The sequence below is a fragment of the Streptomyces formicae genome (assembly GCF_002556545.1).
Lineage (GTDB): Bacteria > Actinomycetota > Actinomycetes > Streptomycetales > Streptomycetaceae > Streptomyces > Streptomyces formicae_A.
In genome coordinates this window covers 3,680,210-3,706,782 of record NZ_CP022685.1, presented here as the reverse complement: position 1 = coordinate 3,706,782, position 26,573 = coordinate 3,680,210, and the positions used below count along the sequence as shown (strand labels likewise).

Annotated in this window: 14 protein-coding genes; 1 reads left to right on the top strand and 13 read right to left on the bottom strand. The window is 72.9% G+C overall.

The features are described from left to right. Positions 1–2: 2 nt before the first annotated feature. Both KY5_RS15900 and KY5_RS15895 read right to left on the bottom strand, forming a co-directional pair. Positions 3–1,544: a hypothetical protein gene (locus tag KY5_RS15900; RefSeq protein ID WP_098242872.1), complete on the bottom strand. Its 1,542-nt coding sequence runs from the start codon at positions 1,542–1,544 to the stop codon at positions 3–5. Then, positions 1,541–5,050 (bottom strand): bifunctional glycosyltransferase/CDP-glycerol:glycerophosphate glycerophosphotransferase, encoded by a 3,510-nt coding sequence (locus KY5_RS15895; RefSeq protein ID WP_098242871.1) that lies wholly within the window; start codon positions 5,048–5,050, stop codon positions 1,541–1,543. Before KY5_RS15895 ends, KY5_RS15900 begins: the two co-directional genes overlap by 4 nt. Positions 5,051–5,199: 149 nt before the next feature. On the opposite strand from KY5_RS15895, the gene KY5_RS15890 reads away from it, so the two are divergent. Next, positions 5,200–7,299: a bifunctional glycosyltransferase/CDP-glycerol:glycerophosphate glycerophosphotransferase gene (locus tag KY5_RS15890; RefSeq protein WP_098242870.1), complete on the top strand. Its 2,100-nt coding sequence runs from the start codon at positions 5,200–5,202 to the stop codon at positions 7,297–7,299. On the opposite strand, the gene KY5_RS15885 is transcribed toward KY5_RS15890, so the two are convergent. The 11 genes from KY5_RS15885 to KY5_RS15835 all read right to left on the bottom strand — a co-directional run bounded on the left by KY5_RS15885 (position 7,287) and on the right by KY5_RS15835 (position 26,338). Beyond that, a complete protein-coding gene (locus KY5_RS15885; RefSeq protein ID WP_098242869.1) occupies positions 7,287–10,103 on the bottom strand; it encodes a stealth conserved region 3 domain-containing protein in 2,817 nt (938 codons plus the stop codon). The two genes, KY5_RS15890 and KY5_RS15885, sit on opposite strands and share 13 nt — an antisense overlap. Next, positions 10,100–11,098, bottom strand: a complete 999-nt coding sequence (locus KY5_RS15880; protein WP_098242868.1) for a hypothetical protein — start codon at positions 11,096–11,098, stop codon at positions 10,100–10,102. Before KY5_RS15880 ends, KY5_RS15885 begins: the two co-directional genes overlap by 4 nt. A 103-nt stretch (positions 11,099–11,201) precedes the next feature. Continuing rightward, positions 11,202–12,128: a class I SAM-dependent methyltransferase gene (locus KY5_RS15875; protein ID WP_098242867.1), complete on the bottom strand. Its 927-nt coding sequence runs from the start codon at positions 12,126–12,128 to the stop codon at positions 11,202–11,204. 48 nt (positions 12,129–12,176) lie between these two features. Next, positions 12,177–13,889, bottom strand: coding sequence for a hypothetical protein (locus KY5_RS15870; RefSeq protein ID WP_098242866.1), 1,713 nt, complete (start codon positions 13,887–13,889; stop codon positions 12,177–12,179). Continuing rightward, positions 13,886–16,129: a bifunctional glycosyltransferase/CDP-glycerol:glycerophosphate glycerophosphotransferase gene (locus tag KY5_RS15865; RefSeq protein ID WP_098242865.1), complete on the bottom strand. Its 2,244-nt coding sequence runs from the start codon at positions 16,127–16,129 to the stop codon at positions 13,886–13,888. Before KY5_RS15865 ends, KY5_RS15870 begins: the two co-directional genes overlap by 4 nt. Positions 16,130–16,176: 47 nt before the next feature. Further along, positions 16,177–17,994 (bottom strand): hypothetical protein, encoded by a 1,818-nt coding sequence (locus tag KY5_RS41795; protein WP_098242864.1) that lies wholly within the window; start codon positions 17,992–17,994, stop codon positions 16,177–16,179. 28 nt (positions 17,995–18,022) lie between these two features. Then, positions 18,023–20,269, bottom strand: coding sequence for a bifunctional glycosyltransferase/CDP-glycerol:glycerophosphate glycerophosphotransferase (locus KY5_RS15855; RefSeq protein ID WP_098242863.1), 2,247 nt, complete (start codon positions 20,267–20,269; stop codon positions 18,023–18,025). Positions 20,270–20,329: 60 nt separating this feature from the next. Then, a complete protein-coding gene (locus tag KY5_RS15850; RefSeq protein ID WP_098242862.1) occupies positions 20,330–22,576 on the bottom strand; it encodes a bifunctional glycosyltransferase/CDP-glycerol:glycerophosphate glycerophosphotransferase in 2,247 nt (748 codons plus the stop codon). A gap of 141 nt (positions 22,577–22,717) precedes the next feature. Further along, positions 22,718–23,599, bottom strand: a complete 882-nt coding sequence (locus KY5_RS15845) for a carbohydrate ABC transporter permease (protein WP_098242861.1) — start codon at positions 23,597–23,599, stop codon at positions 22,718–22,720. Beyond that, a complete protein-coding gene (locus KY5_RS15840; RefSeq protein ID WP_098242860.1) occupies positions 23,596–24,876 on the bottom strand; it encodes a carbohydrate ABC transporter permease in 1,281 nt (426 codons plus the stop codon). Before KY5_RS15840 ends, KY5_RS15845 begins: the two co-directional genes overlap by 4 nt. A 70-nt stretch (positions 24,877–24,946) precedes the next feature. Further along, entirely contained in the window at positions 24,947–26,338 is a 1,392-nt protein-coding gene (locus tag KY5_RS15835; protein ID WP_098242859.1) for an ABC transporter substrate-binding protein, read from the bottom strand. Between the last annotated feature and the right edge of the window lie 235 nt (positions 26,339–26,573).

The following is a 26,573-nucleotide window of genomic DNA, read 5'->3' as shown; positions in this document are numbered from 1 at the left end:
TCTCACGCCCCCGCCCCGCCCCCGCCGTTGACCCGCGCGAGAACCTCACCCGTGTGCGGCCCCCAGTCCACCACCACGGCCTCCCCGGGCACCTTCTGATCGGGCGAGAGCAGGAGCCAGCGCACGTGGTAGCGGCGGACCACGGCCGCGCGTCGGGCCCGGGTGGAGTCGGGAGAGAGGTAGGAACGGACGTCGCTCAGGCGGTGTTCGCGGGTCTTCTCGGCGAGTGAGGGGTCCGGCCAGGCGGGGGCCACCAGGTTGACGCCGTAGCCGGGGACCGAGCGGGTGGGGCGGTAGCCGTCGGTCAGGACGACGTCGCCCCGGCGCATGTGGGAGGTCGCCCACGTGTAGTCGGGCCAGCGCGGCGGCTGGTCGAAGCCGACGGGGTCGAGGGCCCTCGGCACCACCGCGCCCGCCTGGATCTGGCAGAAGCCGACGCAGGCGCCGAGCGCGGCGGCCCCGGCGAGGGCGCCGCGCCGCCAGCCCCACGGCCGGGGCGCCGCCAGCTCGATGGCCAGGGCGAACTGGAGGGGGACCAGGGTCAGTCCGAGGATGCGGCCGTACGTGTAGTGGCCGCTGAGCCAGCCGTACGCGACGACCGCGCAGTCCAGCGCGAACATGATGACCAGCGGATCCCTGCGGTCCCTGCGCAGGCGCAGCCAGAGCGCGGGGACGCCGAGTGCGGCGAGCCAGAAGCGCTGCGGCATCTCGGTGTAGAGCTGCCGGTGGATCCCGTCCACCGACGCGTCGCCGACCAGCGCGAAGACGCTGTAGTACGGCCAGCACGCGGCGACGAGCAGGGCGGTCACGGCGGTCGCGGACCAGATCCACAGCCTGCGTCCGGACGCCGCGAACGCGACGACGCCGATCACCGCCGCCACCGACGAGATCGGGTGGACGAGGAGGACGAGGCCGCACAGGGCGCCGAGCCCCGCGTACGGCCACGGCCCCCGCCGCCCGCCCCGGGCGAGCGCGCCCGCCCAGGCCCACGCCCAGAACGCCAGGCCGATCGCGAACGTCGACGGATAGCCGAGGTTCCCCGTCATCGACATCAGGCCCAGATAGCCGCTCCACCACGCCATCCGCGTGCCCCAGAGCAGCACCATGGCGAACAGGGCGATGACCGGGGCCCACTGACGATCCGTCAGGCCACGGACGAAGCGGCCGATGCCGGTCAGCAGGACGATCAGGTTGAGCGGTCCGGAGAGCTTCACGACCTCCCAGCCCGCCAGGCCCGTCACCTTGGCGAAGAGCCCCTGCGCCACCGCGTACGGCGAGTAGTACGGGCTGCCCTGGCCCGGCAGGTCGGCCATCGGGTGCGCCGGGTGGAGGAGGTTCTCCTTGAGGCGTTCGACCACCGCCGCGTGCTGGCCGAAGTCGCAGCACATCGGGACCCGCCAGAAGGCGAGCGACATCACCAGCCAGAAGAGCCCGCCGAAGAGGAGGTAGGGGGAGGGGCGCCGGCGTGGTCCGCCGCGCAGCGCCGTCGCGCCGTGCACGGTCCTGCGGGTGAGGAGCGCCCCGCCGGGGCCTGCGCCGCTCACCGCATCAGCCTCTCCGCGACGCGGGCCGACGCCTTGCCGTCGTCCAGGTCGCAGTACGCCTCGCGGAAGGCGGCGTACGCGTCCGCGTGCCGCGCCGCGATGGCGTCCAGGTCGCGCAGCGCCTCGACGACCTCGCCGGTGGAGGCGAGCAGCGGCCCGGGGGCGCGGGTCTCGAAGTCGAGGTAGAAGCCGCGCACGGTGTCGCGGTAGTGCTCCAGGTCGTACGCGTGGAAGAGCATCGGGCGCCCGGTGTGCGCGAAGTCGAACATCAGCGAGGAGTAGTCCGTCACCAGCACATCGGCGATCAGCAGGAGTTCGGCGGTGCGGGGGTGTCCGGACACGTCGCGTACGAAGGGGGTGCGGGCGCCCGTCAGACGGCCCGCCGTCAGCGGGTGCTTGCGCACGAGCAGGACGTGGTCGTCGCCGAGCACGGACTCGGCCGAGCCGAAGTCGAGGGCCGCCTCGTAGCGGAACCGCCCCGGGGAGTAGGCGAGATGGTCCCGGTAGGTCGGCGCGTACAGCACGATCCGCTTGCCGGGTTCGATGCCGAGCTCGCGCCTGACCCGCTCGGCGACCTTGCCCCGGTCCTCCGCGAACAGCATGTCGTTGCGGGGCGATCCGGCCTCCAGGACCTCGCCGTCGTAGGCGAGCGCGCGCCCCAGGTGCGGGGTGGAGAAACGGTTCGGTGAGACCAGGACGTCCCACTGCCGAGCGAGCGCGGGCAGGGCGTCGAGATGGCCGTGGTCGGCGTAGAGCGTGCCGGTCAGATCGGTGCCGATGCGCTTGAGGGGCGCGCCGTGCCAGGTCTGTACGACGGTCTGGCCCGCGCGCCGTTCGAAGAACTCCGGCAGGTGTCCCGCCGTCACGACGCGGCGGCAGCGGGCGAGCGCCTCGTACCAGGCGGCGCTGTACCGCTCGACGCCGCGCGCCCCCGCGGGCACCCGGGTCTGCTGGTCGTCCGTCACCCACAGGTGTTCGACGCCCGCGCCGCGGCGCACCAGCTCCTCGTGGACGGCGCGCGGCGAGTCCCCGTCGAAGTAGAGGACGGCGTCGGTCAGCGGCTGGGTGCGGCGGGCCGGGTAGTGGCCCGTGCGCAGCCGGTGCTGGCGGTAGGCGCCCCGGTCGGAGCGGCTCAGGACCGACCCCGACTCGATGAGCAGCCGGTCGCCGAAGCGCCGGTCGACGGTGAACTCCCGCCCCCGCACGGTCCGGTGGAGCGGGAACCCGGCCGAGACGGACGCGAGGATCCGCACGGGCATGCCGTCGGCGGCGCGCGGCGCCGACGCTCCCGCCGCGCGGGGCCCCGCCGTCCGCTCGCGCAGGAACGCGTACCAGCGTCCCTCGCGCAGCGCCCCGCCGCCCGGTGCGACCACCGCGGTGAAGCGCTCGCCGCGCCGCTGTGCGGGCGTGGTCAGTTCCTCGTCGCGGCCGCTGTGCCGCAGCACGAGTTCGGCCTCGCCCCAGCTGGCGGACGCCACGTCGCCCTCGACGGTGAGCGTGCCGTCGGCGCCCCACACGACCCGGTCGGCGATCGGCTGGCGGGTCAGTTCGACCACGAGCTGGCCCTGGTCGTTGGCGGTGGCGCACAGTTCGCGTCCCGGGCGCGACGCGTATCTGCCGGGGGGCAGGCCGAGCGCCGCGGCCAGGGACTTCAGCTTGCCGTCGGGCAGCACCAGGTTGGCCTGCCAGCGGTCGCCGTGCGGGGGCTCGACCTCCTTGGGCGCCAGGTGCGGCGTGGGCGCCACGCCCTCCAGGTCGGCCAGGCGTACGCGCACCTCGAAGCGGTCGTCGGCGAGCGAGACCGGGTAGTCGAACTCGGTCCCCGTGTGCTTGTGGGTGAGCCGCAGGGCGGCGGGCCGCAGGCGGCCCGGCAGGTGCCCGCTCAGGACCACGTCGTCCCCGTCGCGCCGGTGGGCGTCCACGCGCGCCGCGTACTCCTGGACGCGCAGGACGAGTCGGCTCTTGCTGAAGCCGAGGGTGAGGCGGAGCCCGTCGCCGAGTTCGCGGACGACGGACTGCGCGGAGGCGCCGTCGGCGGCCCTGACGGCCGCGCGGCGCACCGTGCCGTGGCCCGCGACGACCACGCCGAGCAGCCAGTTCCCAGGACGCCAGCGGCCGCCGGTCTTCAGCTGCTCGGGGTCGACGGTCATCTCGAAGCCGGACAGGTCGTAGCAGTGCAGCCGCTGCCCGGACTGCTCGGTGGCCTTCGGCGCCGCGACCGTCTTCGTCGGCACCCGTCTGAACTGCCCCTTGCTGTGCGCCGACTTGAGCAGCCCGGTCTTGACGGAGTGCCCGGGGCGGGTCGCCGACAGGTTGCGTACGTACGCGTAGCCGCTGATCCGCAGCTTCCCCTCGGCGTCCCACCGCGCCTCGTTCACCCGCGCCACCATGGGCAGTTCGCGCCGCCCGATCCGCGCGAGCTTGTCGGGGACCTTGCCGACGCCCGGGTAGGAGGCGCTGCGCCGCACCGCGCCGCGCACCTGGAAGGCGGTGCCGTTGGCGCGTTCGAAGGAGAGCAGCTCGATGAGTTCGGCGGTGCGCGCCTCGCGGACGAGCTGCCATTTGACGCGCAGGTCGACGGGGAGTTCGGCGACGACGGCCGGATCGGCGCGGCGCAGGAAGGCCGCCGTGTCCGTCATGAACGCCGCGCGGTACTCGGGGCCGCCCATCGGCAGCCCTTCGAGGAAGTACACGAAGTCGTCGCGCAGACAGGAGATGTCGTACGTCTTCTTCATCTCGGGGGCGTGCTCGGCGAGGAAGGCGCTGACGTGCGCGCAGGCCGCGATGCGGTCGCGCACGCCCTTGACGTCGGTGCGCCGCCGGGTGATGGAGCCCTCGCGGACCCGCCAGTAGTAGACGTGGTCGCTGAGCACGTCCACGGATCCGGCGAGGAAGTGCGCCGGGATCATCACGGGGGTGTCCTCGTAGAGCTTGCCCTCGGGGAAGGCGAACTTGTGGCGGTCCCAGAAGGACCTGCGGAACACCTTGTTCCAGGCGACCCGGTCGGAGAGCAGGTCGAGGTCGCGCGCGATGTGCGTGCGGGTGCGCGGCGCGGTGAGCCACTTGTACTGCCAGGCCTGGGAGCGGCCGCGTTCGTTCAGGCGCCAGACGTTGCCGCTCGCGAAGTCGGATCCGGTGGCGTCCAGGCTCGCGATCATCCGCTGGTACGCGTCGTGCGGCACGACGTCGTCGCTGTCCACGAAGGTCAGGAACTCGGCGGTGGGTGACGCCTTGCGCACGCCGGTGTTGCGGGCGGCGCTCAGTCCGGCGTTGCGCTGGCGGACGTAGACGAAGCGGGGGTCCTTGGCGGCGAACTCACGGGCGATGCGGGGGCTGGCATCGGTGGACCCGTCGTCGACGAGGACGCACTCCAGGCCGCCGGGTCCGGCACGGCCCGCGCGGCGTCCGCCGCCGTCGAAGGTCTGTCCCGCGATCGACTCCAGGCATTCCGCCAAGAACTCCTCGACGTTGTAGATGGGTACGACGACGCTGAGACGGGGCTGCACGGCGGCCGACCTTTCGGGCGTAGTTCGGGCTTATTCGTCCTCTTTGCCCGTTTACGCGTCCCGAGCGTCAACTTCTTTGCCCTTCATCACCCCAATGAGTGATGAAGGGTCTTCGACAGGCGGTGTCCGGCTGACTACGGTCGGTGGGCATGACGCGCTTCTCGGTTGTCGTCCCCGCCCACCGCGTCCAGGGCTACCTGCGGGAATGCCTGGACTCCGTGCTCACCCAGTCCTTCGGCGACCTCGAACTGATCGTCGTCGACGACGCGTCACCCGACGCCTGCGCCGCGATCGCCGGGGAGTATGCGGAGCGCGACGGGCGCGCGCAACTCGTCCGCGTCCCCGCCCGCGCGGGCGCCGGACCCGCCCGCGCCATCGGCGCCGACCGCGCCACCGGCGACTACCTGCTCTTCCTCGACGGCGACGACCTGCTGCTCCCGGGCGCCCTCGCGGCCGTCGACGCGGCCCTTCGCGCGCACCGGGACCCGGACGTGCTGCTCTTCGCGCACGAGCGGACCGACTGGTGGGAGAACGTCCGCGCGGGCGGCGACGACCTCACGGGCGACCCCCTCGCGGCCACCGTCGCTCTCTGGAACCGCGTCTTCCGCCGCACCTTCTGGCACGAACGCCGACTGGGCTTCCCGCAGGGCGCGTACGAGGACGTGGTGCCCGTCCAGCGGGCCACCCTGGACGCGGGCGACGGCGTCGCCGTGCTCGACCGGGCGTGCGTGCGCTGGCGCGAGCGGCGCGCGGGGAGCTTCTCCAAGACCCCGGGCCGCGCGCACTTCGCCCTCGCCGCACGGTACGAGGAACTCCTCGCCGCCGCCGACCCGGACGAGCGGACCCGGCTCTTCCCGCCCGCGATCGCGCATCTGCTCGCCGTCCTGGAGGACCCGGGCCGGATCAGGGAGGCCGACCGGCGCGCGTTCTTCCGCGAGGCGGCCCGCGTCCACCGGACGTACGCGCCGGAGGGCCTAGCGCCCCGCACCCCCGAGGAGAAGGCGCTCGCCGCCGCGTCCTGGGGCGCGTACGAGGGGCTGCGCAGGGCGGAGACCCGGCGGGTGCGCGTCGCCCGCAGGCTGAAGCGGCAGAAGAAGAAGCTGCGCGCCCGCGCCATGAAGGCCGCCTACCGCGCCGACCTGCGCCGCGGACTCGACCCGGCACTCGCGGTCTACGGCGCCTACTGGAACCGGGGCGTCTCCTGCAACCCCGCCGCGATCCACGCCAAGGCCCGCGAACTCGCCCCGCACATCAGGGGCGTGTGGGTGGTGTCGAGCCGCAACAAGCACAAGGTCCCCGAGGGCGTCGAGTACGTCATCGAGGGCTCGCGGAGCTACTGGCGGACGATGGCGAGGGCGACCTACCTGATCAACAACTCCAGCTTCCCCGGCGGCTTCACCAAGCGCCAGGGGCAGGTCTACCTCCAGACCCACCACGGAACCCCGCTCAAGAAGATGGGCCTGGACCAGCGCCGCTACCCCGCGGGCACGCACGGCATCAGCTTCCAGAAGGTCCTGGACCACACCGACCAGTGGGACCTCAGCCTCTCCGCCAACCCGCACTCCACGGAGGTCTGGGAGCGGGTCTACCCGTCGGCGTCCTACCAGGCGCTGGAGGCCGGATATCCGCGCAACGACGTGTACTTCGGGGTCGACGACGCAGACGTCGCGCGCGTCCGCCAGGAGTTGGGGATCGCAGAAGGACGCAAGGTGCTCCTCTACGCGCCGACGCACCGCGACTACCAGAAGGGGTTCCTGCCCCGCGTCGACCTGCGCCGCTTCGTGGAGCGGCTCGGCGCCTCGTACGTCGTCCTGGTCCGCGCCCACTACTTCTACGGGGCCGACGCGGGCCTCGACCACCACCCGCAGCTCGTCGACGTCACCGGGCACGCGCGCGTGGAGGACCTCTGCCTGGCTTCCGACGCGCTGGTCACGGACTACTCGTCGCTGATGTTCGACTACGCGTGCCTGGACCGCCCGATCGTGACGTACGCCCCCGACTGGCAGGCCTACCGGCTTGCCAGGGGCACCTACTTCGACCTCCTTTCGGGGCGCCCCGGCGAGACGCCGGGAGCCGTCGCCACCAGCGAGGAGGAGCTGGCCGCGCTGTTCACGGACGGCGGCTGGGACTCCCCGGAAGCGGCGCGGCTGCGGTCCGCGTTCCGGAGCCGGTTCTGCCCCTACGACGACGGAAGAGCCGCCGAACGTGTCGTACGGCGGCTCTTCCTGAGCGGGGCTCAGACCTCGTAGGGCGAGCGCACCGGGAAGTACGCCGTCAGGAACGAGCGGATGGCGAGGGCCATCTCCTCGTCCGTCACGGCGCTGTCGGGCGACTCGCCGATGCAGAACGCCGTCTTGTCGCGGCTCTGGAGCAGCCGCCCGAGCCGCGCGTGGTCGTGCCGGTCGCCGATGTCCACGAAGTCGTACGAGATGCCGCCGGGCACGGCACGCCCGGTGAGGTACGCGTAGTGGTGGTGCAGCGAGGAGACCAGGGACAGATCGGTGACCGAGCGGAAGCGGCTGCGGGCGGTGTCCCCCGTCTCCGCGGGGAAGCGTTCGGTGATCTCCCGCAGGACGCTGCGGCGCAGCGCGTAGGGCACGTGGAAGAAGCTGTGCGTCGTGGTGCGGCCGAACGCCTCGCGCAACAGCTCCCTGTTGTTCTTCGCCGCCCCCAGATAGCCCTCGTCAGCGGGGGAGACGGGCAGCGCGGGCACGGACGCCGACGACCAGAAGAAGCGGGGCGTGCCGTTGCTGAGGAAGAAGGTCTCCGGGGTGGTGGGGCGGCCCAGGAACATGTCGTCGTTGAAGTAGAGGAAGTGCTCCGACAGGCCCTCGATGCGGTGCAGTTGGCTCTCGATCGCGTGCGAGTTGAAGGTCGGCAGACAGCCTTCGGGGTCCGCGAAGAGGTCGCGGTGGTCGACGACGGTCAGGCCCGGGTGCTCGTCGGCGAGCCAGTCGGGGCGCTGGCCCGCGGTGACCAAGTAGACGTGCCGGATCCAGGGCGCGTACATCGCGATCGAGCGCAGGCTGAAGCGCAGCTCGTCGCGGTTGCGGAAGCGCACGGCGCCGTTGTCGGCGGAGGCGGGCCCCGCGCCGCCGAGCGCCGCGTCGCGGCGGGCGCGCCACTCGGGGTCGCGGTCGTCGACCCAGGTGTAGACGGCGTCGACGGGGAAGTCCACGTCCTTGACGAGGAGTTCGGTGAACACCTGGAGCGTCGGGTAGGCGCGGTCGGCCACGCGCAGCGTCGCCGTGGGGGTGAGCGAGGGCAGCTCGGCGCCCGCGAGCGTCGTGCCGAAGGGCGCGCGGAACCCGGCCTCGTCCCGGTTCCAGAACGCCACCGTGCACGCCTGGCCCGCGCCGTGCCGCAGCGAGAGGGTCGTCGTGGTCACCGGCTTGAACAGCTTGACGCCCGCCAACTCGCCGATGCCGTCGAGGCGTTCGGCAAGGACGGTGCCGGGCGCCGCGTCGCGCGGATTGACCAGCTCGGCGTAGACGGGCTGCCCGTGCAGCGCGTCCGCGAGGGCCTTCAGCGCGCGGTCCCGGTCGTCGGCGTCCACCGCCAGGGTGTGCGAGGTGGAACCGGGGGTGCGGACGAGCACGTGCGGCACGTCCCGCGCGGCAAGCGCCGACGCGGCGAGCTCCAGGTTCCAGTCGGCCATCCTGGGCGTACGGACGTCGTCGCGGCGCTCGGCGAGCCTGCCCACCGAGCGGATGATCCGGCCCTCGGTGTCGGCGGCCAGGATCTCGTCCTCGCGGGTGCGCTCGTCGGCGCCCGCGGCCGCGTCGTAGGTGTGCGGGGCGGTGGGCCGGAAGCCGCAGCCGCCGGACGCCACGCCGAGCGCCACGCGGTCCGCGCGCCCGCCGAGCCGCTCGGGGCGGTCGCGCCCCGCCACCAGGCGCGTGTAGAGCTCCTCCCAGCGCGCGGTGACACCGGCGGAGGAGAAGCGGGCGTAGACCCCCTCGCGGGCCGCTCGCGCGTAGCCGCGCCTGGTCTCGTCGTCTCCCATCAACTCGTCCATGGCCACGGCCAGTTCGCCGATCTCGCCCGGCGGTACGAGCAGCCCGTCCACCCGGTGGCGCACGATCTCGGCGGGCCCGGTCACCACGTCGTACGCGATGACGGGCACCCCGGCGGCGAGCGCTTCGAGCAGGACGAGCGGGAACGCCTCGTTGTGGCCCGCCGTCATCAGGCTCAGCCCCGCCTTGGCCCACTCGGCCGCCATGTCCTGGCAGGGGCCGAGCAGTTCGACCCGGTCGTGCAGCCCGAAGCCGTCCACCAGGCGTCGCAACTGCCGCTCGCGGTGGCCGCCGCCGAAGATCCGCAGCGACCACTCGGGGTGCGCGTCCGCGATCTGCGCGAACGCCCGCACGGCGTGGTCGACGCGCTTCTCGCCGGTGAGCCGCGCGGCCATCACGATGACCTTGCTCTCGCCGTCCGCGCGCGGCCGGAAGCCGTCGGGCACGGCGTTCGGGATCACGGCGAGCTCGGGCGCGGTCGCGCCGAGGGACTCCGCGAGCCAGTCCCTGGTCCGCCCGGTGAGCGTGACCAGCGCGTCCAGGCGCGGCGCGTGCAGGAGCAGCGGCTCGCCCGAGGGGCCGCGCCGCTGGGTGGGGCGGTGCTCCTGGTGGACGGTGACGACCCGCGCGGGCGCGAGCGCCACGGCGGCGGCGAGCAGCGCGGGCGTGGTGGTGACCAGGACGTCGGTGTCCAGGGCGCCGAGCGCCGCCGTCAGCTCGATGTCCGAGAGCCGGTCGAAGGCGTCCTCCCAGGCGGGCCTGATCAGCTCGCTGGGCAGTGCGGCCAGGGTGCGGCAGGCGGCGTCGTCCAACTCGGTGGCGCGCACCGGGCGTTCGGGGGTGGCGGTGCGGTCCACCAGGTAGCGGAGGGGCAGCTCGCGCGCCTCGGGGAAGAAGGGCTCGGCGCGGGTCCTGAAGACGGAGAGGATCTCGACCTCGATGCCGGGCCGCTCGGCGAGGTGCTGCGCCTGGGTGTACGTGGCGAGCTCGGTGCCGCCCATCTCGTCGCCCCAGCCGAGCAGGTAGGTGATCTTCATGAGGTCTCCTTCGCGGGCTCGCGCGTGCGCTCCGCGGCGCCGTCGGTGATGTCGAGGCAGGTCACCGCGAACGCCCCGGACGCGGTGAAGTGGGCGTGCGCCCGGACCAGGGAGCCGTCCGCAAGCGCGAACACGCGGAAGGGGGTGGGGCAGGAGGCCGCCGGATCGCGCACGTCGGACAGCCAGCGCCCGAGCGGCAGTCCGCCCACGCGGACGTCCCACACCCACTGCCCCGGCCCGGCCCCCGTCATCGCGCCGAGCGGCATCCGCAGCGTGAACGCGTCGCCCTGCCACGCCACGTCGACGGGTACGACGACGCCGTCCCTGCGCCGTACGGCCAGGGCGCCGGCCCCCGCCGCCCCTGCGGCGCCCGCCACGATCCTGCCGTGCACGGTGATCCCGTCCCCGCGCGGCACGAACCGCACGAGTTCCGCGCGCGGCCGCGAGCGCGTCGCCTGGAGCACGGCCCGCCCGCCGCGCGTCCTGACGATCCGGACGAGCATTCCCGTCCGGGGGTCGGGGGCGTGTGCCGTGGTCGGCGTGGGCGGCGGCGCGGGGTCCCCGGCGATGCCGATGCCACGGCGTCGCACGCGCCCCCGGGGCCCGCGCGTCTCGACGGTGAGCCGCCAGACGCCGTCGCTGAGCGGCACTCCCGTGCGGCTCCCGTCGGCCGCGTCGCGCAGTGTCGCCGTCGCGGTCAGCAGGGTGTCGCCGTGCGCGTACGGCTCAGGGGCGAGCGGGACGGCGTACCGGCGAAGCCCCCGGGTGATCAGCAGCCGCGCCCGCGCCACGTCCTCGTGTGCGGGGTCGACGGCGAGAGCGACGTTGAGCGTGCGGCTGTCGCGCAGCGAGAGGTGCACGGGCGCGGGGAGCGCGCCGCCCCCGCGCCCCGCGGCGGCCCGCTCGACCCGGAACCGGGTGGTGCGGGCGGTGGCGAGCAGCCGCCGCACGGCGGGCGGCGGCGAGGGCGGCCGCGGGGACGGAGGCGGGGTCATGAGGCACGCTCCGTGCGTGTGCACGTGGGCCAGGACCGGGAGGCTGACGTGAACCCAATGTGGTGCATTGGGCCACTTTGCCCGGTCGGCAACCCGCACGGGGTCAGCGGCGCGCCCTCCGCACCGCCCGCGTGACCACGGGCGGGAGCAGGTCGATGACGAGCCGACGGGCCGCCGACGGCTTGCGGGCGGGCGGCCGGGGGCCCTGCGCGCGCGGCGCGGGCACCGCGGTGGGCTTCGGCGCCGCCGGGTGCCTTGACGTGACGAGCTCGGGCGCGGGGATCTTCGCCCGCGACGCCCGGATCACGTCGAGGCCCGCGATGTGCTGGATCTCGGGGGCGCAGTGCGGCACCCCGCGCAGCTCCGCCATCAGCGCCTCCCGCAGCGGCGCGGGGTCGCCCCAGGTGCCGTAGAGCTTGTTGGAGGAGAGCATCACGGGCTTCAGGCCGTGCCGGAACACGGCCTCCCAGGTGGCGGCGGCGACGCCCGGCGTGTGCTCGGTGCGGTAGTCGTCGAGGACGAGGACGCCGCCCTCGCGCAGCGCGTTCTTCGCCGTGACGATGTCGGCGGCCACGTCGTCGTACATGTGCGAGGCGTCGATGTGGACGAACCGGCACGAGCCCTCGGCGATCAGCTCGGGCAGCACGTCGGTGCGGCCCTCCACCAGCTCGGGCAGGGCGTCGTGGAAGGCCGAGTAGTTGGCCTCGAACGCCTGCCTGGTCAGGGACTTCTGGTAGAAGGTCCTGGTGGCCTCCTTGGTGTAGCCGTCGTCCGAGCCGAACAGGTCGCAGACGGTCATCTTCTCGCCGGTGCGCAGGAACTCGCCCATGACGATGGTGCTCTTGCCGAGGTAACAGCCCATCTCCAGGAGGTCCCCGGGCGGCGTCTCCGCGGCGCCCGCGCCCAGGAACCAGGCGAACAGGCGCTGGTCCAGGGGCCAGAACCAGCCCGGCACGTCGTCCAGGGAGGCGGGACGGGGCAGACCGTCGCCGACGTCCTGGCTGGTGGCTTCGCTGCTGGTCGTTGTCATGGCGTGGTCTCCATCAGGGTCGGTACGACAGTTCAGTGGTGGGTCGGATCAGTGGTGGGTCGGGCACCGCTCGCGCCCGTTCTCGTACGCGTCCGGCACGGCCCTGGCCGCCCACGCGCGCAGCGGCCCGAGGCGCTCCGGGTGGGCGACGGCGTCGGCCCGCACCCAGTCGCCGCCGCCGTCGGCCGTGCGGTAGAGCGGCAGATAGCCCTCGGCGGTCAGCCGGCGTTCCGTCATGCCGGTCTTGCGCGCCCAGACGCCGACGGCGTGCACGAACGTGGGCCGCAGCTCCTGGAAGGCGTACCTCCGCAGCCGCTCCGCGTCACCCGCGGCGAGCGCGTCGGCGATCGTCGGCTCGGTGAGGCCCGCGAGGTCGTACACCTTCAGGTCGCTGGTGAGCAGCGTGCCGCCGAGGCTCGGCAGCAGGACGGACGCGTCGCGGGTGCCGAGCCGGTCCGCGTACTCGTTGAACATCACCCCGTCGCGGTTGACGACGAGGCACATCGGAAGGGTCGGCTCGGCGCGGAACGCGGCGGCCCGCTCGCCCTGCGCCGACCACGACAGGAGCAGCGTCGCGCTCAGCGCGGCCGCGATGAACGCCCGAGGCCGAGGCCCGCCGCGCTCGGCGAGGCCCACCGCGGCGAGCCCGAGCGCCAGAACTCCCAGCGGCCACACGGGAGTCGCGAACCGGTACATGCCCATCCAGTCCGGTTCGAGGATGCCGAACGCGCAGAGCGTCAGTGCGAGCGGCAGGGCGACGGCGCCGAGGGCCGCGCGCGGCATCCCGGGCCGGGTGAGCGCGATGCCGATGAGCGCGGCGGCCACCAGCACGAGGGGCCAGCCCGCGAACGTGAGCAGCTCGCCGGTGGTCCTGCCGAACAGCTCGGCGTCCGGCAGTTCCTGGGCCTTGGCCACCGCCGTGTTGGGCACGAACCGCCCGAAGACGAGGTGGCGCCAGGCGATGAACAGGGCGTACGGCACGGCGAAGGCGGCGGTGCCGAGGGCCGCGGCGCGCGCCCTGGGCCCCAGCTGTCCGCGCCGCAGCGTCAGCAGGAGCAGCAGCGGATAGACGCCCGCGAGCACCGCGCCGTCCGGTCGGGTCAGCGCCGCCACCAGCGCGAGCAGCCCGGACGCCACCGCGGGCCACCTGCCGAGCAGGTCGCCGGTGGTGACCGCGCGGACGAGCGTCGCCGCGAGGACGGTGGCGACACAGGCGTACAGCGGATTCTCCAGGCCCGAGAACATCCAGGCCACGAAGGAGATGTTGGCGCCGAGCAGCACCCCGGCCCCGGCCGTGACCAGCCAGGAGCGGGTCACCAGACGCCGTGCCGCGCACGCGATCGCGATCAGCACCCCGAGCGCGCACAGCATGCCGAGCGCCTTGGGGAAGAGGATCAGGTCGGGCACCCCGAGCACGGCCCGGTGGTCGAAGAGGCCGAGCCGCCTGCCGACGACGAGGAGGCCGAGCCAGGCGGGGTTGGAGTACCCCTCGACGGGCGCGGCGCCCGCCTGCTGGACCGGACCGAGGCCCTCGTCGATGCTGCGCGCGTACGCGAAGGTGATGGCCGCGTCGTCGACCACCCAGCGGCCGAGCAGCGAGCCGTGCAGCGCGATCAGGGCGCCGCCCGCCGCGACGGCCGCTCCGTCGGCCCACCAACTCCGCTTGGGGGTGTGCGAGTTCGAGGTGTCGGAGGTGACGTCGGCCGGCTGGGGCGTCGACTGCCCCGGGATCTCGGGGGCCGAGGTCGTCGCGCCGCTCATCGGGTGCCGTGGGGGACGGCGAAGAGCGGGGCCGGGCCGCGGCGGCCCGCGTGCTGCTGGGGGATGGGCGTCAGCGGGTACTCCTGGCCCAGCATGACGCGGGAGACCACCCGCGCGGCCGCGTGCCCGTCCTCGTACTCGCAGAACCGCGCGCGGAAGTCGGCGCGCAGCGCGTCCGAGCGCGCGTCCCGCCAGGTGCCGGAGGCGAACAGGTCCGCCAACTGGGCGGTGCTGGTGGTGACGTGGCCGGGCGGCGTCGCGAGCAGATCGATGTAGGTGCCGCGGGTGACCTGGTAGACCTCCCAGTCGTCCGCGTGCACGACGATCGGGCGGTCCAGGCACGCGTAGTCGAACATCAGCGACGAGTAGTCCGTGACCAGCGCGTCCGACGCGAGCATCAGGTCCTCGACGGACGGCTCGTCGGTGACGTCGACGAGCAGCCCGCGCCGCTCCAGGTCGCGCAGTTGCAGCCCCCGCACGGCGGCGTTCGCGTACTGCGGGTGGAGCCGCACGAGCAGCGTCACGCCGAGCCCCGCTTCGCGCGTGAGCCGCTCGAAGTCCACCCGTGGCTCGTACCACTTGCGGTGGTCGCGAGGCGTCGGCGCGTACAGGATCACGGTGTTGCCCTGGGGCACCCCGAGCCGCCGCCGCACCGCGATGCCGCGCAGCGGATCGCCCTTGACCAGGACGTCGTTGCGGGGCGCTCCGGTGGGCAGCGAGGTGAAGCGGCAGGGGAAGGCCCTGTCCCAGGCGAGCTCCGCGTGCCGTCCGGACACCAGGCTGTAGTCCCAGCGGTCCGAACGCCACAGCTGCGCGCGGACGTTGAGGTGGTACGTCGCGGCGGGACGGCCGATCAGATCGGCGCCCATGTGCTTGAGCGGCGTCCCCCGGTGGGTCTGCACGTGGATCTGTCCCTCGCGTTTGACCAGACCCGGCGCCCAGTTGACGTTGTTGAAGAAGTACGTCGCCCGGCTCATCGCCCGGTGGTAGGCCGGGGTGTCGGGCATGACCACGTCGACGCCCTCGGGGGCCTGCGCCACGGCGTCGGGCCGCAGTACCCACACCGACCTGATGTGCGGGGCGAGTACGCCCGCCGCCTGGTGCACGGCGGCCGGGTCGCCGAGCAGCCCGCGGTGCGCGAAGGCCGAGTACACCGCGAGGTGCGGGTCGAGCGGTCGGGTGCGCTGGACGCGGGTCAGGGTCCGCTTGGCCTTCCTGGCGGCCTGCTTGCGCAGCTTGTCCTTCTTGCGCAGCGCGGCGGCGCGCAGCGAGTGGGCGGCGGCGACGGTGCGGAACACCGCGTAGGGACTGCCCGCGGCGAGCCGCCACTGGAGGCGGTAGCGGTCGTCGGGCGGGGAGAACCCGGCCGGTTTGTAGCGGCGGTGGAACGCCACGATCGTGCGGTAGAAGTCGGCGCGGTCCTCGGGCAGGACGCGCTCGGTGAGCGGCAGCGTCGCGAGGAAGTGGTTGATCATCCGCTCGAAGAGCAGCGGCCGCGCCGCGTCGAGTTCGGGGTGCTCGTCGAGGAAGGCGAAGAGCCCCGCGTACTGGTCGAAGATGTCGAAGTGCTTGCGGCCGGGGGTGCGGGTGATGGCGCCCTGCCTGCGCTGGCGGTACTCGACGCACACCCGGTCCAGACAGCCGACGCGCCGGGCGGAGACCAGCGCCTCGTAGGTGATCGGGGCGTCCTCGTACAGGCCCTTCTTGTACGTGAAGCCGTGCGCGGTGAAGAAGTCGCGGCGGTAGGCCTTGTTCCAGGCGACGAGGAACAGGTGGAGGTAGTGCGGGCTGGAGAGGACGTCGAAGGTGTCGGTGCCCGCGGAGGCCAGCAGGTCGGCCGTCATGCTCCGGCCGCCCCGCCCCCACCAGTGCGTGCGCACGTGGTCGAAGACCAGCACGTCGGGATCGGCGGTCTGGCCGAGCCGCTCGTCGATCGCCGCGAGCGCGCCGGGCGTGTAGCTGTCGTCGCTGTCGAGGAAGAGGAGGTAGTCGCCGGTGGCGTGGGTGACGCCCGCGTTGCGGGCCCCGCCGAGCCCGGCGTTCTGCGGCAGGTGGACGGCGCGGACCCGGGAGTCGGCCGCGGCGTACTCGTCGATGATGGCGCCGCAGTGGTCGGGGGAGCAGTCGTCGACCGCGATGACCTCGATGTCGGTGAACGACTGCGTCAGGACCGAGTCGAGGCACTCCCGCAGGAAGCCCTGCACCTTGTAGACGGGGACGATGATGCTGAAACGGGGCACGGGCTCTTCCACGGGTCGGGACGGATGGGACGGCGGCCGGGGTCGGCTCAGGGTCTGGGACACAGGGCGCGCTCCGCGGCACGCGGGTCGGCGGGGAAGCGGAAGGCCGTGCGCTGCCAGGAGCCCGCGAGGTTCCGCCAGAAGCGCCCCGGGCTCATGGGCGCCCGCACCGAGTCCCGGAGTTCGGGCAGCGGACCGCAGGTCAGCGCGTGGCGCGCGGCGGCGACCGCGCGCGGGTCGACACCGCGCGGCAGGGGTACGCCGGGGTCGGTGAGGTCGGCGACGAGCCAGGCGGGCGCCACCGGCTTCTCGTGTCCCGCGCGGGCGGTCGCCGAGCGTTCCATGTGGGCGCCGAGCGGATGGGCGAGGCTCAGCGGATCGACGGCCAGGCCCCGCAGCGGCACGACGATGCCGTTGTGGCCGAGGAACCCCATGGCCCCCGCGACGGGCACGCGGCGGTCGCGGGCCAGCGGGAGCGCGAGCGCGGGCCGGTTGTAGGAGGTCTCGACGACCAGCAGGGGCCGGTCCGCGCGCAGGGCGCGGGCGATCTCGGCGCGGTAGCGGGTGGGGCGGTCGCCGTGCACGCGCTGGCCGACAGGGAACGGGTCGCGGGTGGCCCGCTGGTAGCCGACGTGGGTGTCCCAGACCTCGCCCGACGCCGAGACGACTGGCGGCCGCCACAGCAGCAGACAGCACCCCGCCCAGACGGCGAGCGCGACGCCCGCCGCGACCACGGCACGGCCCCGGGGCAGCGCCCACACCGGCAGCAGGAGCAGGAAGAGCCCCGGCAGCAGCATCCGCCCGTGCATGAAGTCCCCGCCCACGCGCACCACGTAGAGCAGCGAGAGCAGCCCGGAGAGCACCGGTGCCGCCGCCAGGACGAGCAGCGGGCGGCTGGGCGGACGTCCGGTGCCGCGCACCGCGCCCGCGGTCCCCCGCATGGTGCGGCGCACCACCAGGACGGCCCCGAGCGCGGCGAGCACGAGCAGCGGGAACCACAGGCGGTACGGCAGCACGAAGTTCTCGGCGTACAGCGCGCCGCGCCCCCAGTTGGCGCCCGACGCCTCCTTGGCGAGTCCCGGCAGCGGCACGAGCACGCCGTAGTACCCGGCGCGGAAGACCTCGTAGCCGCCGGGCAGCGCGCACGCGGCCGCCGCGAGCCCCGCCGCCGTACGCCACCGGGCCCGCAGCAGCACGCACCAGGCGCCGACGAAGACCACGCTGACCAGGCCCAGGTCCGGCCTGACCAGCGGACCGAGCCCCAACACGACGGCGGTGAGCACCCGTTGGCCGCGCGCGTCACGGACCAGGAGCCACCAGCAGCCCGCGAGCCAGCAGGTGACGAGCCCGGTCTCCAGGCCCGAGGTGGCGTAGTCCCAGACGGCGCAGACCGGCAGCAGCACGAGCACGCCCCCGGGCACCAGCGGCGCCTTGCGCCCGTGCAGCCGCCGCGCCGCGTCCCCCGCGAGGAGCCAGCCCGCCACGGTGGCCAGGAGCCCGAGCGCGACCGCGAGCACCGCGGGGTCGGCGCCGGTGACCAGGCCGCCGAGGGCGAGCAGCCACTGCCACAGGGTGCCGGTGGACGCCTCGGCCCGTTCGCCGACGTTGAACACGGGTCCGTTCCCGGCCAGGATCTGCCGCACGGCCCGGGTGTAGATGAGCGCGTCGTCGCCCACCCACCGGTGCCGGTACCCGAGGACCAGGACGGCCGCCGCCGGGACCGTCACGACCAGCGCGTTCCACCACCGCCAGGTCCCCGCCACGGCTCGCACCGCCCCGCCCGTGCCCGCGGTGCGCTGGGCGACGACGCGCGGCGCGGCGGGCGGTGCGCCGGGCGCCGGATGCCGAACGCGCGGGTGGGACATGGCGGACGTCCTCGGTAGGGGCCGGTGGTCAGTGCTGGGGGACGCGGGGCGCGGCGGGCGCCGGAACGCGCTCGCTCAGCGGAACGACCGGCGGCAGGTCGGCCACGGCCTCGCCGAGCAGCACCCTGCGCACCACCCGCTCCGCCGCGAGACCGTCGTCCAGATCGCAGAACCGCGCGCGGAACGCGGCCCGCAGCCGCCCGGCCGACGCGCCCTCCCAGGCCCCGCTGCGGAACACCGCCGTCAGCTCGTCCTGGGTGCGGGCCACCGCGCCCGGCGGCTCGGCGAGGAGGTCGAAGTAGACGCCTCGGGTCTCGCGGTAGACGTCCCAGTCGTCGGCGTACACGACGATGGGCCGGTCGAGGTTGGCGTAGTCGAACATGATCGACGAGTAGTCCGTGATCAGCGCGTCCGACGCGAGGCACACCTCCTCGGGCGAACGGTGCTCGGTCACGTCGATCAACTTGCCGGAGCGCACGATCCCTTCGAGCCCCGCGGAGCCCTCGTAGAAGTGGTGGGCGCGAAGCAGCACCACGAACTCCTCGCCGAGCGCGTCGCAGAACGCGGGCAGATCGAGCTGGGTGGCGAAGTCCGTGCGGTAGTCGCGGTGGGTGGGCGCGTAGAGCAGCGCGATCTTGCCGTCGGGCACTCCGAGCCGCTTGCGGATCGCGCTCACGTCGTCGGCGCTCGCGCTGTAGAAGGCGTCGTTGCGCGGATATCCCACGGCGAGGCTCTCGTACGCCCCCGGGTACGCGCGCTCCCACACCTCGGTCGAGTGGTGGTTGGAGGAGATGTTGACGTCCCAGCGGTCCACGCGCTGCAGGAGTTTGCCGAGCGGCCCGGCGGCAGCGGCGGCGGCCGGGAAGTCGACCTGGTCCACGCCCATCCGCTTGAGCGGCGTGCCGTGCTGGGTCTGCACGTGGACCGTGCCGGGGCGCTTCTTGACGGCCATCTCGAAGTTGACGTTGTTGAACGTGTACTTGGCGGTGGCCATCACCTCCCAGTAGCGCGTGCTGCCGATCTCCACGCCCTCCACGCCGTCGGGCAGCGCGGCGGACGCGGCGTCGGAGACGAGGAAGACCGTCTTGACGTGCGGGGCGAGACGGCGGGTCGCGGCGTGGATCGCGGCCGGGTTGCAGGCGTAGCCGCGCCCCCAATAGGCCGAGAAGACGGCGAGATCGGCGTCGACGGGCCGCTTGAGGAAGGTCTTGTAGGGGTGGCGGTGGCGCTGGATCCGGCGCACCACGCGCCGCAGGGTGGGACCGATGAGCGCGGGCAGCCGGTTCTTCGCGCCGCGCAGCGCGCAGAAGCCCGCGTAGGCACCCGCCGCGAGCAGCCGGTGCTGCACGCCGATGCTGCCGCCAGGCGCCCTGAACCCGGCGGGCCTGTGCAGCCGGTACGCCTTGGTGGCCCCGCGGAAGAAGCGCCTGCGCAGCCGCGCGGAGGGCAGCCGTGAGGGCGTCGACGCCGTCTTGAGCAGCTCGTGCGTGAGCCTGCGGAAGACCCGGTCGAGCACCGGCGCGGGCACGTCCAGGCTCTCGGCGTCCGTCATCGCCAGGTCGAACTGGCCGAGCAGGTCCAGGTGGTGGACGCCGGGGCGGCGGTTGCGGGCACCTTGGCGGCGCAGCAGATGGCGCACGCACACCCGGTCGAGGACGGCGATCCGCTCGGCCCGCAGCGCGGTGCTCACGCTCCACACCAGGTCCGTGAACATGCCGGGCGCGAAGCAGAGCCGGTGCCGGGTGACGAAGGCGCGGCGGTGGGCGGCGGAGAAGGCGGGCACCAGCGGATCGGGCAGCGCCGGGTGGTCGGCCACGCCGAAGGTCCCCCGGGGGGCGCCCTCCCACAGCCGCTGGAGGGCCGGGCCCTGGCCGCCGTCGAACCAGTGCACGCGCTCGTGGTCGAAGAGCAGCAGATCGGGGTCGCCGGTCTCGGCGAGGCGCGCGTCGAGCGCTTCGAGGGAGCCGGGCGTGAGGGTGTCGTCGCCGTCGAGGTACAGCAGGTAGTCGCCGCCCGCCGCTCTCGTCCCCGCGTCCCTGGCCCCGGCGAGCCCCTCGTCCGAGGGGGATTCGGTGCGCCGCACCCGGTGGTCGCCCTCCGCGTGCTCGGCCACGATCGCGGCGCACAGACCCTCGCCGTCGGCCGGGCCGCCCGCGTCGTCGACCACGGCGATCAGCTCGAAGTCGGTGAAGGACTGCCCGAGCACCGAGGCGAGGCAGTCGGCGAGTCGCCCCGGTACGCCGTGGGTGGGGACGATGATGCTGAAGCGCGACAAGACAGCCTCTCTCGATGGTGGTTCACACGGGGTCGCCCGGCACGGGGGGCACGGAGGGGATCACGTACGGGTGCCGGACCGCAGTCCGGTGACGGCCACCCGGTCCTGCGGCGCGGCGGCCGACGGCGCGGGGTGCCGCTCGTCGAGGGGCACCACGGACGGCAGCCCGCTCCGCTCGCCGAGCACCACGTGGCGTACGACGCGCTCCGCGGCCCGCCCGTCGTCGTACGCGCAGAACCGCTCGCGGAACGCCCGCCGCAGCTGCGCCGAGCGCGAGCCCGCCCAGTGCCCGGTGGCGAGGATGTCGGTGAGCTCGTCCTCGCTGCGCGCGACCGCGCCCGGCGGGAAGTCGCGCACGTCGAAGTAGGTGCCGCGGGCCGCCTCGTAGGCGTCCCAGTCGTCCGCGTACAGGACGATGGGCCGGTCGAGGTTGGCGTAGTCGAACATCAGCGACGAGTAGTCCGTGACCAGCGCGTCCGAGGCGAGGCAGAGCGATTCGACGCTCGGGTGCGCCGACACGTCGATGATCCGTCCCGACGACCCGGTGAGCGGCGCGTCGTAGGTGTGGTGGGCGCGGGTCAGGACGACGAAGCCGGGCCCGAGCGCGTGCAGCATCCGCTCCAGGTCCAGGGTCAGGCGCTGGGTGCGCCGGTAGTCGCGGTGGGTCGGCGCGTACAGGACGGCGATGGCGCCGTGCGGGATGCCGAGCCCCTCGCGCAGCCGGGCCACCTCCGCCGACGTCGCCTGCTGGAAGCGGTCGTTGCGCGGATAGCCGTACTCCAGGGTCGCGTACCCCGAGGGGTAGACGCGCTCCCACACCAGCGTGGAGTGGCGGTTGGCCGACAGGACGTAGTCCCACTTGTCGGCGTTGCGCAGGAGCGCGGCGAAGTCCGTGCCGCGCGCCGCTGCGGGCCGGTCCTGGAGGTCGAGCCCCATCCGCTTGAGCGGGGTGCCGTGCTGGGTCTGGACGAGGACCTGCCCCGGGCGCTTGACCAGCCTGCGGTCGAAGTTGACGTTGTTCACCAGGTACTTGGAGCGGGCGAGCGCCGTCCAGTACGCGGCGGTGCCCGGGCGCAGCCTGCGGGTGCCCGTCGGGATCGTGTGGTGGTGCTCGGGCGCGGCGATCCACGCCGTCCGCATGCCGGGGACGAGCTCGCGCATCGCGGCTTCGAGGGCGCCGGGGTTGCAGCCGTAGCCGCGCCCCCAGTACGAGGAGAAGACGGCGTGGTCGGCGCGGACCGGGAGGCGCAGCTGGACGCGGTAGTGCAGCTGGAGCCGCGCGCCCCGGAGGCGGCGCCGGGTGGCCGCCGCGTACCGCTTGGCGCGCGAGCGCACCCGCAGAGCCGTCCACAGACCGCGGTACGTCCGGTGCGAGCCGAGCCGCACCAGACCGTGCCTGACCCGGGTGCGGACGCGGACCGGGGCGCCGGGGACGCGGTAACGGCGGTAGTGGGCGCGGGCCTTGCGCAGGAACTCGGCGCGGCTGCCGCGCGGCAGCCTGTCCCGCTTGGTGAAGATCGTCGAGAGGTGGTCCACCATCCGCCGGAACAGCACGGCCCGCCAGGCCGCGGAGAGGTCGGGGTGCTGGTCGAGGAAGGCGAAGACCCGGTCGTACTGGTCGAAGATGTCGAAGTGCTTGCGGCTCGTGGTGCCCAGGATGTTGCCCTGGCGCCGCTGCCGGTAGTGCACGCAGACCCGGTCCAGGGTGGCGAGCGAGCCCGCCGCCATCAGGATCGGGTACGTCCAGGGCGTGTCCTCGTAGTACCCGGTGGGGAAGGTGAAGCCCTCGCGCTCGATGAAATCGCGGCGGTGCGCCTTGTTCCAGGCGACCATCAGGACCTTCAACAGGCCCGGCCGGTCGGCGAGTCGGAAGGGCGCCTGGCCCTCCTCGTGGAGCTGCCCGGCGAACTGGTTGCGCACGGCCTCGCCCGACCAGTACGTGCGCGCGTAGTCGTAGACGAGGACGTCCGGCTCGTCGGTCTGCTTGAGGCGGTCGGAGATCGCGTGCAGGGCGCCGGGGGTGAGGGTGTCGTCGCTGTCCAGGAAGATCAGGTACTCGCCGGTGGCCCGCTCCATGCCCGCGTTGCGGGCCATGCCGAGGCCGACGTTCTCCTTGAGGTGCACGGCCTTCACCCGGGGGTCCAGGGCCGCGAACTCGTCGATGAGCGCCCCGCTCGCGTCCGGCGAGCAGTCGTCGACCGCGATCAGCTCCAGATCCGTGAAGGACTGTGCCAGCACGGACTCCAGGCACTCGTGCAGATACGCCTGCACCTTGTACACGGGGACGATGACACTGAACCGGGGCAAGGCACATCCATGGGTCGGCGCGGGCATACAGCCCCGAACGCCCGAAGGGGCGGGTCGGTTACGCCGGATGTGGCATACGGGGGATGGACGCGAGGAGACGGCCCGGTTAAAGGCCGTCTCCGTGCGTCGCCGCGGTGCCCGTTACTTGACCGCGCCCGCCATCACGCCGGACACGAACTGCCGCTGGAAGGCGAAGAACACGGCCAGCGGGATCACCATCGAGATGAAGGCGCCGGGCGCGAGGATCTGCACGTTGTCGCCGAAGAACCGCACCTGCTGCTGGAGAGCGACGGTGATCGGCGGGTTCTTGGAGTCGGCGAAGATCAGCGCGATCAGCATGTCGTTCCAGACCCAGAGGAACTGGAAGATGCCGAGCGAGGCGATCGCGGGCGCCCCCAGCGGCATCACGACGCGCAGGAACAGGCGCAGTTCACCGGCGCCGTCGAGCCGCGCCGCCTCCAGGAGTTCGCGCGGGATCTCCGCGAAGAAGTTCCGCAGGAGGAAGATCGCGAACGGCAGACCGAACGCCACGTGGAAGGTGATCACGCCGATCGTGGACTCGAAGATGCCGATCTTGCCGAAGAGGTCGGCGATCGGCACCAGCGCCACCTGCACCGGGACCACGAGCAGGCTGACGACCCCGAGGAACCACCAGTCGCGCCCGGGGAAGTCCATCCAGGCGAAGGCGTATCCGGCCAGCGAGCCGATGATCACGACGAGCAGCGTCGCGGGCACGGTGATCATCACGCTGGACAGGATCGAGTCGGTGATCGTCTCGTCCTTGAGGAGGTTGGTGTAGTTGTCCAGCGTCATCTGCGACGGCGTGCTGAACACCTTCCACCAGCCGCTCTCGCTCATGTCCGCCGGGGTGCGGAACGAGCCGAGCAGCAGGCCGATCGTCGGCACCAGCCAGAACAGGCCCACCAGGACGAGGAAGACGCGCAGCGCGGTGCCGCTCAGGATCTCGGCGATCCGTCCGCCGACGGACCGTTCGGCCTTGACCACGTCGGTCTGGGCGGTCATCGCCTCGCCTCCCGCCTCATGCGCCGGATGTTGAACAGCATCACCGGGATGACCAGGAGGAAGAGCAGCATCGCGATGGCGCTCGCCACCCCCAGGTCCTTGTCGAGGAACGCCGAGTTGTACAGCTGGACGGCGAGCACGTTCGCCTCGTCCTTGGACGAGCCCGGCGGGATCACGAAGACCAGGTCGAAGATCTTCAGTACGTTGATCATGAGCGTCACCAGGACCACCGCGAGCACCGGGGCGAGCAGCGGCACGGTGATGCGGCGGAACACCTGCCATTCGTTGGCACCGTCCACCCGCGCCGCCTCCAGGAGTTCACGCGGCACGCTCGCCAGGCCCGCCGCGATGAGGACCATCGCGAAACCGGCCCACATCCACAGGTAGGAACCGATGATCGAGGGCGTGATCAGGGTCGGGCCCAGCCACTCGATGCCGTTGTACGCCTCGCGGAAGTTCGATGCCGGATAGCGCAGTTGGGCCCCGTCGGCCGCCTTCGGCAGCGCGAAGGTGCCGTCCGCCGACGCCTTGGTGGACGCCACCACCTTGCCGCCCTTGACGGCCTCGATCGTGATGCCCGCGTACCCGAACTCACTGGCGTCGGGTGCGTTGGGCTTGCCCCTGCCCTTGCCGCGCGTGAAGTCCTGCCAGGCCGTGCCGGTCACCTGCCCTGGCTCGGCCTTCGCGGCCTTCGCCGCTTTCGCGTCGTCCGGCAACTGGCCGGGCGCGACACCGGTCAGCGGAAGCACCACGGGCGTACCCGCCCGCACCGGCTCCTTGGTGATGAACGCGCCGCCGCCCGCCGCCTTCAGCGGCGAGTTCATGCTCGGATGTGCCTGCGGGAAGGCCGACGACTGGCTGAACGTGTCGTGCACGCTCACCGCGACGGCGTTGGCGACGCCCCGGTCGGGGTCCGACTCGTACACGAGCCGGAAGATGATGCCCGCGGCCAGCATCGAGATCGCCATCGGCATGAAGATGACGAGCTTGAACGCCGTTCCCCAGCGCACCCGTTCGGTCAGGACCGCGAAGATCAGACCCAGGATGGTGGCCAGGGTGGGCGCCACGACCACCCAGATCGCGTTGTTCTTGATGGCGGTCCGGATGCTGTCGTCGGTGAACAGCGTCTTGTAGTTGTCGAACGCGGTGAAGTCGCCCGAGTCGTCGAGGAAGCTGCGGAAGAACGAGTACCCGATGGGGTACAGGACGAGCGCGCCCAGCAGCACGAGGGCGGGCAGCAGGAAGAGCACCGCCACGGCCTTGCGGGTACCGGTCACGCTCCTGCGCGGGGTCGGGGCCGGGGGCGCCGTCGTCGGCACGCCCCCGGCATCGGCGGATGCCACCGCGTCAGTCCTTGTAGGCCTTGGCCGCGGCTGTCTCCAGGACCTTCTGCGTGCCCGCGACGTCCTTCGGGTTCGACAGGAAGTCCTGGAGCGCCTTCCACTCGCCCTTGCCCGGCGTGCCGCCGAAGGACTGCGGGGCCTGGTCGGACATGTCGAACCGGATGTCGTCACCGGCCGCGATCAGGTTCTTGGCGATGCCCCGCTGCACGTCGTTCGGGTACGCCGACATGGCCAGGCTCTTGTTGGGCGAGATGAAGCCGCCCGCCTGGGCCCAGATCTTCGCGGCGTCCGGCGAGGCGAGGAAGGTCAGCAGCGCCTGCGCGCCCTTGGAGTCCTTCAGCGCGACGGCCGCGTCACCGCCGACCACGGCGGGGGAGGCGTCACCGACCGCGGGGAAGGGGAACACCTTGGCGTCCGTGCCCACCTCGGCCTTGGTCTCCGAGATGGCGAGCGAGACCATGTCGCCCTCGAAGACCATGCCCGCCTTGGGCTGGTCGCCGCCGGTGAACGTCTGCTTCACGGAGGCGGGGAACTCCGTCTGGAGCGCGCTCTTCGCGCCGCCCGCCACGAAGCCCTTCTTGCCGAAGAGTTCGGCCAGCGTGGTCAGCGCGTCCTTCACGGACGGGTCCGTCCACTTGATCTTGTGCTGGGCGAGCTGGTCGTACTTCTCCGGGCCCGCCTGCGAGAGGTAGATGTTCTCGAACCAGTCGGTGAGCGTCCACGCGTCGGCGCCCGCCACCGATACCGGCGGTACTCCGGAGTCGTAGACGGTCTGCGCGGTCTTCAGGAACTCGTCCCAGGTCTTGGGCGCCTTGACGCCCGCGTTCTCGAAGACCTTCGTGTTGTACCAGACGAGGGACTTGTTGGCGGCCTTGAAGTACACGCCGTACTGCTTGCCGTCGACGGCCCCGAGCCGCTGCCAGCCCTTGGCGTAGTTCTTGTCGAGCTGCTTCTGCGCCGCGGGGCCGACCGGCTTGGCCCACTTGTTCGCCACGGCCTGGTCGATGGCGCCGACCTGCGGCAGCATCGCGACGTCCGGCGGCTGCCCGCCGGCGACCTTCGACTCCAGGAAGCTGATGATGGGGTCCTGCGCGGGCACGAAGGAGACGCTGGCGCCCGTCCGCTTCTCGAATTCGTCGAGCACCTTCAGGAAGACCTTGCGCTCCGCGCCGCCCCACACGGCGGCCACGGAGACGTTCTCCCCGTCCAGCTTGGGCAGTTGGAGCGAGCTTCCGGTGTTCTTGTCCCCGCCCTTGCCCCCGTCGTCGTCCTTGTTGTCGTCGCCGCCGCACGCGGTGACGGTGAGCGTGAGCGCTCCCGCGACGACTGCCGCGGCGATCCTGGCGGTGGTACGCCTGTGGTGCGATGCCCTACGTGTACGAAGAGTGCTGCGCATCACTGCCCCGTTCTCTTCCTGGCGAGTCCCGTGCGGTCTGGTCTACGCCCGCGCGGGGAGGGGCGGCAAGATGGCCCGCGCTGTCAACTCGGCGATCGTGATGGCGTTGTGACGTGACGTCATGAGAGGTGATGGGCGGGTTGCCCCTGTTGCGAACCCCGATTTGATCACGCTTGTGCACACCTGTGCCGCGCGCCCGTTGTGGGCAGGCGTTCCGCACGGCGGAACGGGTGGG

Bases quoted from the DNA above. Each gene is read 5' to 3' on its own strand.
- KY5_RS15890 (WP_098242870.1), top strand. From the start codon at position 5,200: ATGACGCGCTTCTCGGTTGTCGTCCCCGCCCACCGCGTCCAGGGCTAC.
- KY5_RS15885 (WP_098242869.1), bottom strand. From the start codon at position 10,103: ATGAAGATCACCTACCTGCTCGGCTGGGGCGACGAGATGGGCGGCACC.
- KY5_RS15880 (WP_098242868.1), bottom strand. From the start codon at position 11,098: ATGACCCCGCCTCCGTCCCCGCGGCCGCCCTCGCCGCCGCCCGCCGTG.
- KY5_RS15875 (WP_098242867.1), bottom strand. From the start codon at position 12,128: ATGACAACGACCAGCAGCGAAGCCACCAGCCAGGACGTCGGCGACGGT.
- KY5_RS15870 (WP_098242866.1), bottom strand. From the start codon at position 13,889: ATGAGCGGCGCGACGACCTCGGCCCCCGAGATCCCGGGGCAGTCGACG.
- KY5_RS41795 (WP_098242864.1), bottom strand. From the start codon at position 17,994: ATGTCCCACCCGCGCGTTCGGCATCCGGCGCCCGGCGCACCGCCCGCC.
- KY5_RS15845 (WP_098242861.1), bottom strand. From the start codon at position 23,599: ATGACCGCCCAGACCGACGTGGTCAAGGCCGAACGGTCCGTCGGCGGA.
- KY5_RS15835 (WP_098242859.1), bottom strand. From the start codon at position 26,338: ATGCGCAGCACTCTTCGTACACGTAGGGCATCGCACCACAGGCGTACC.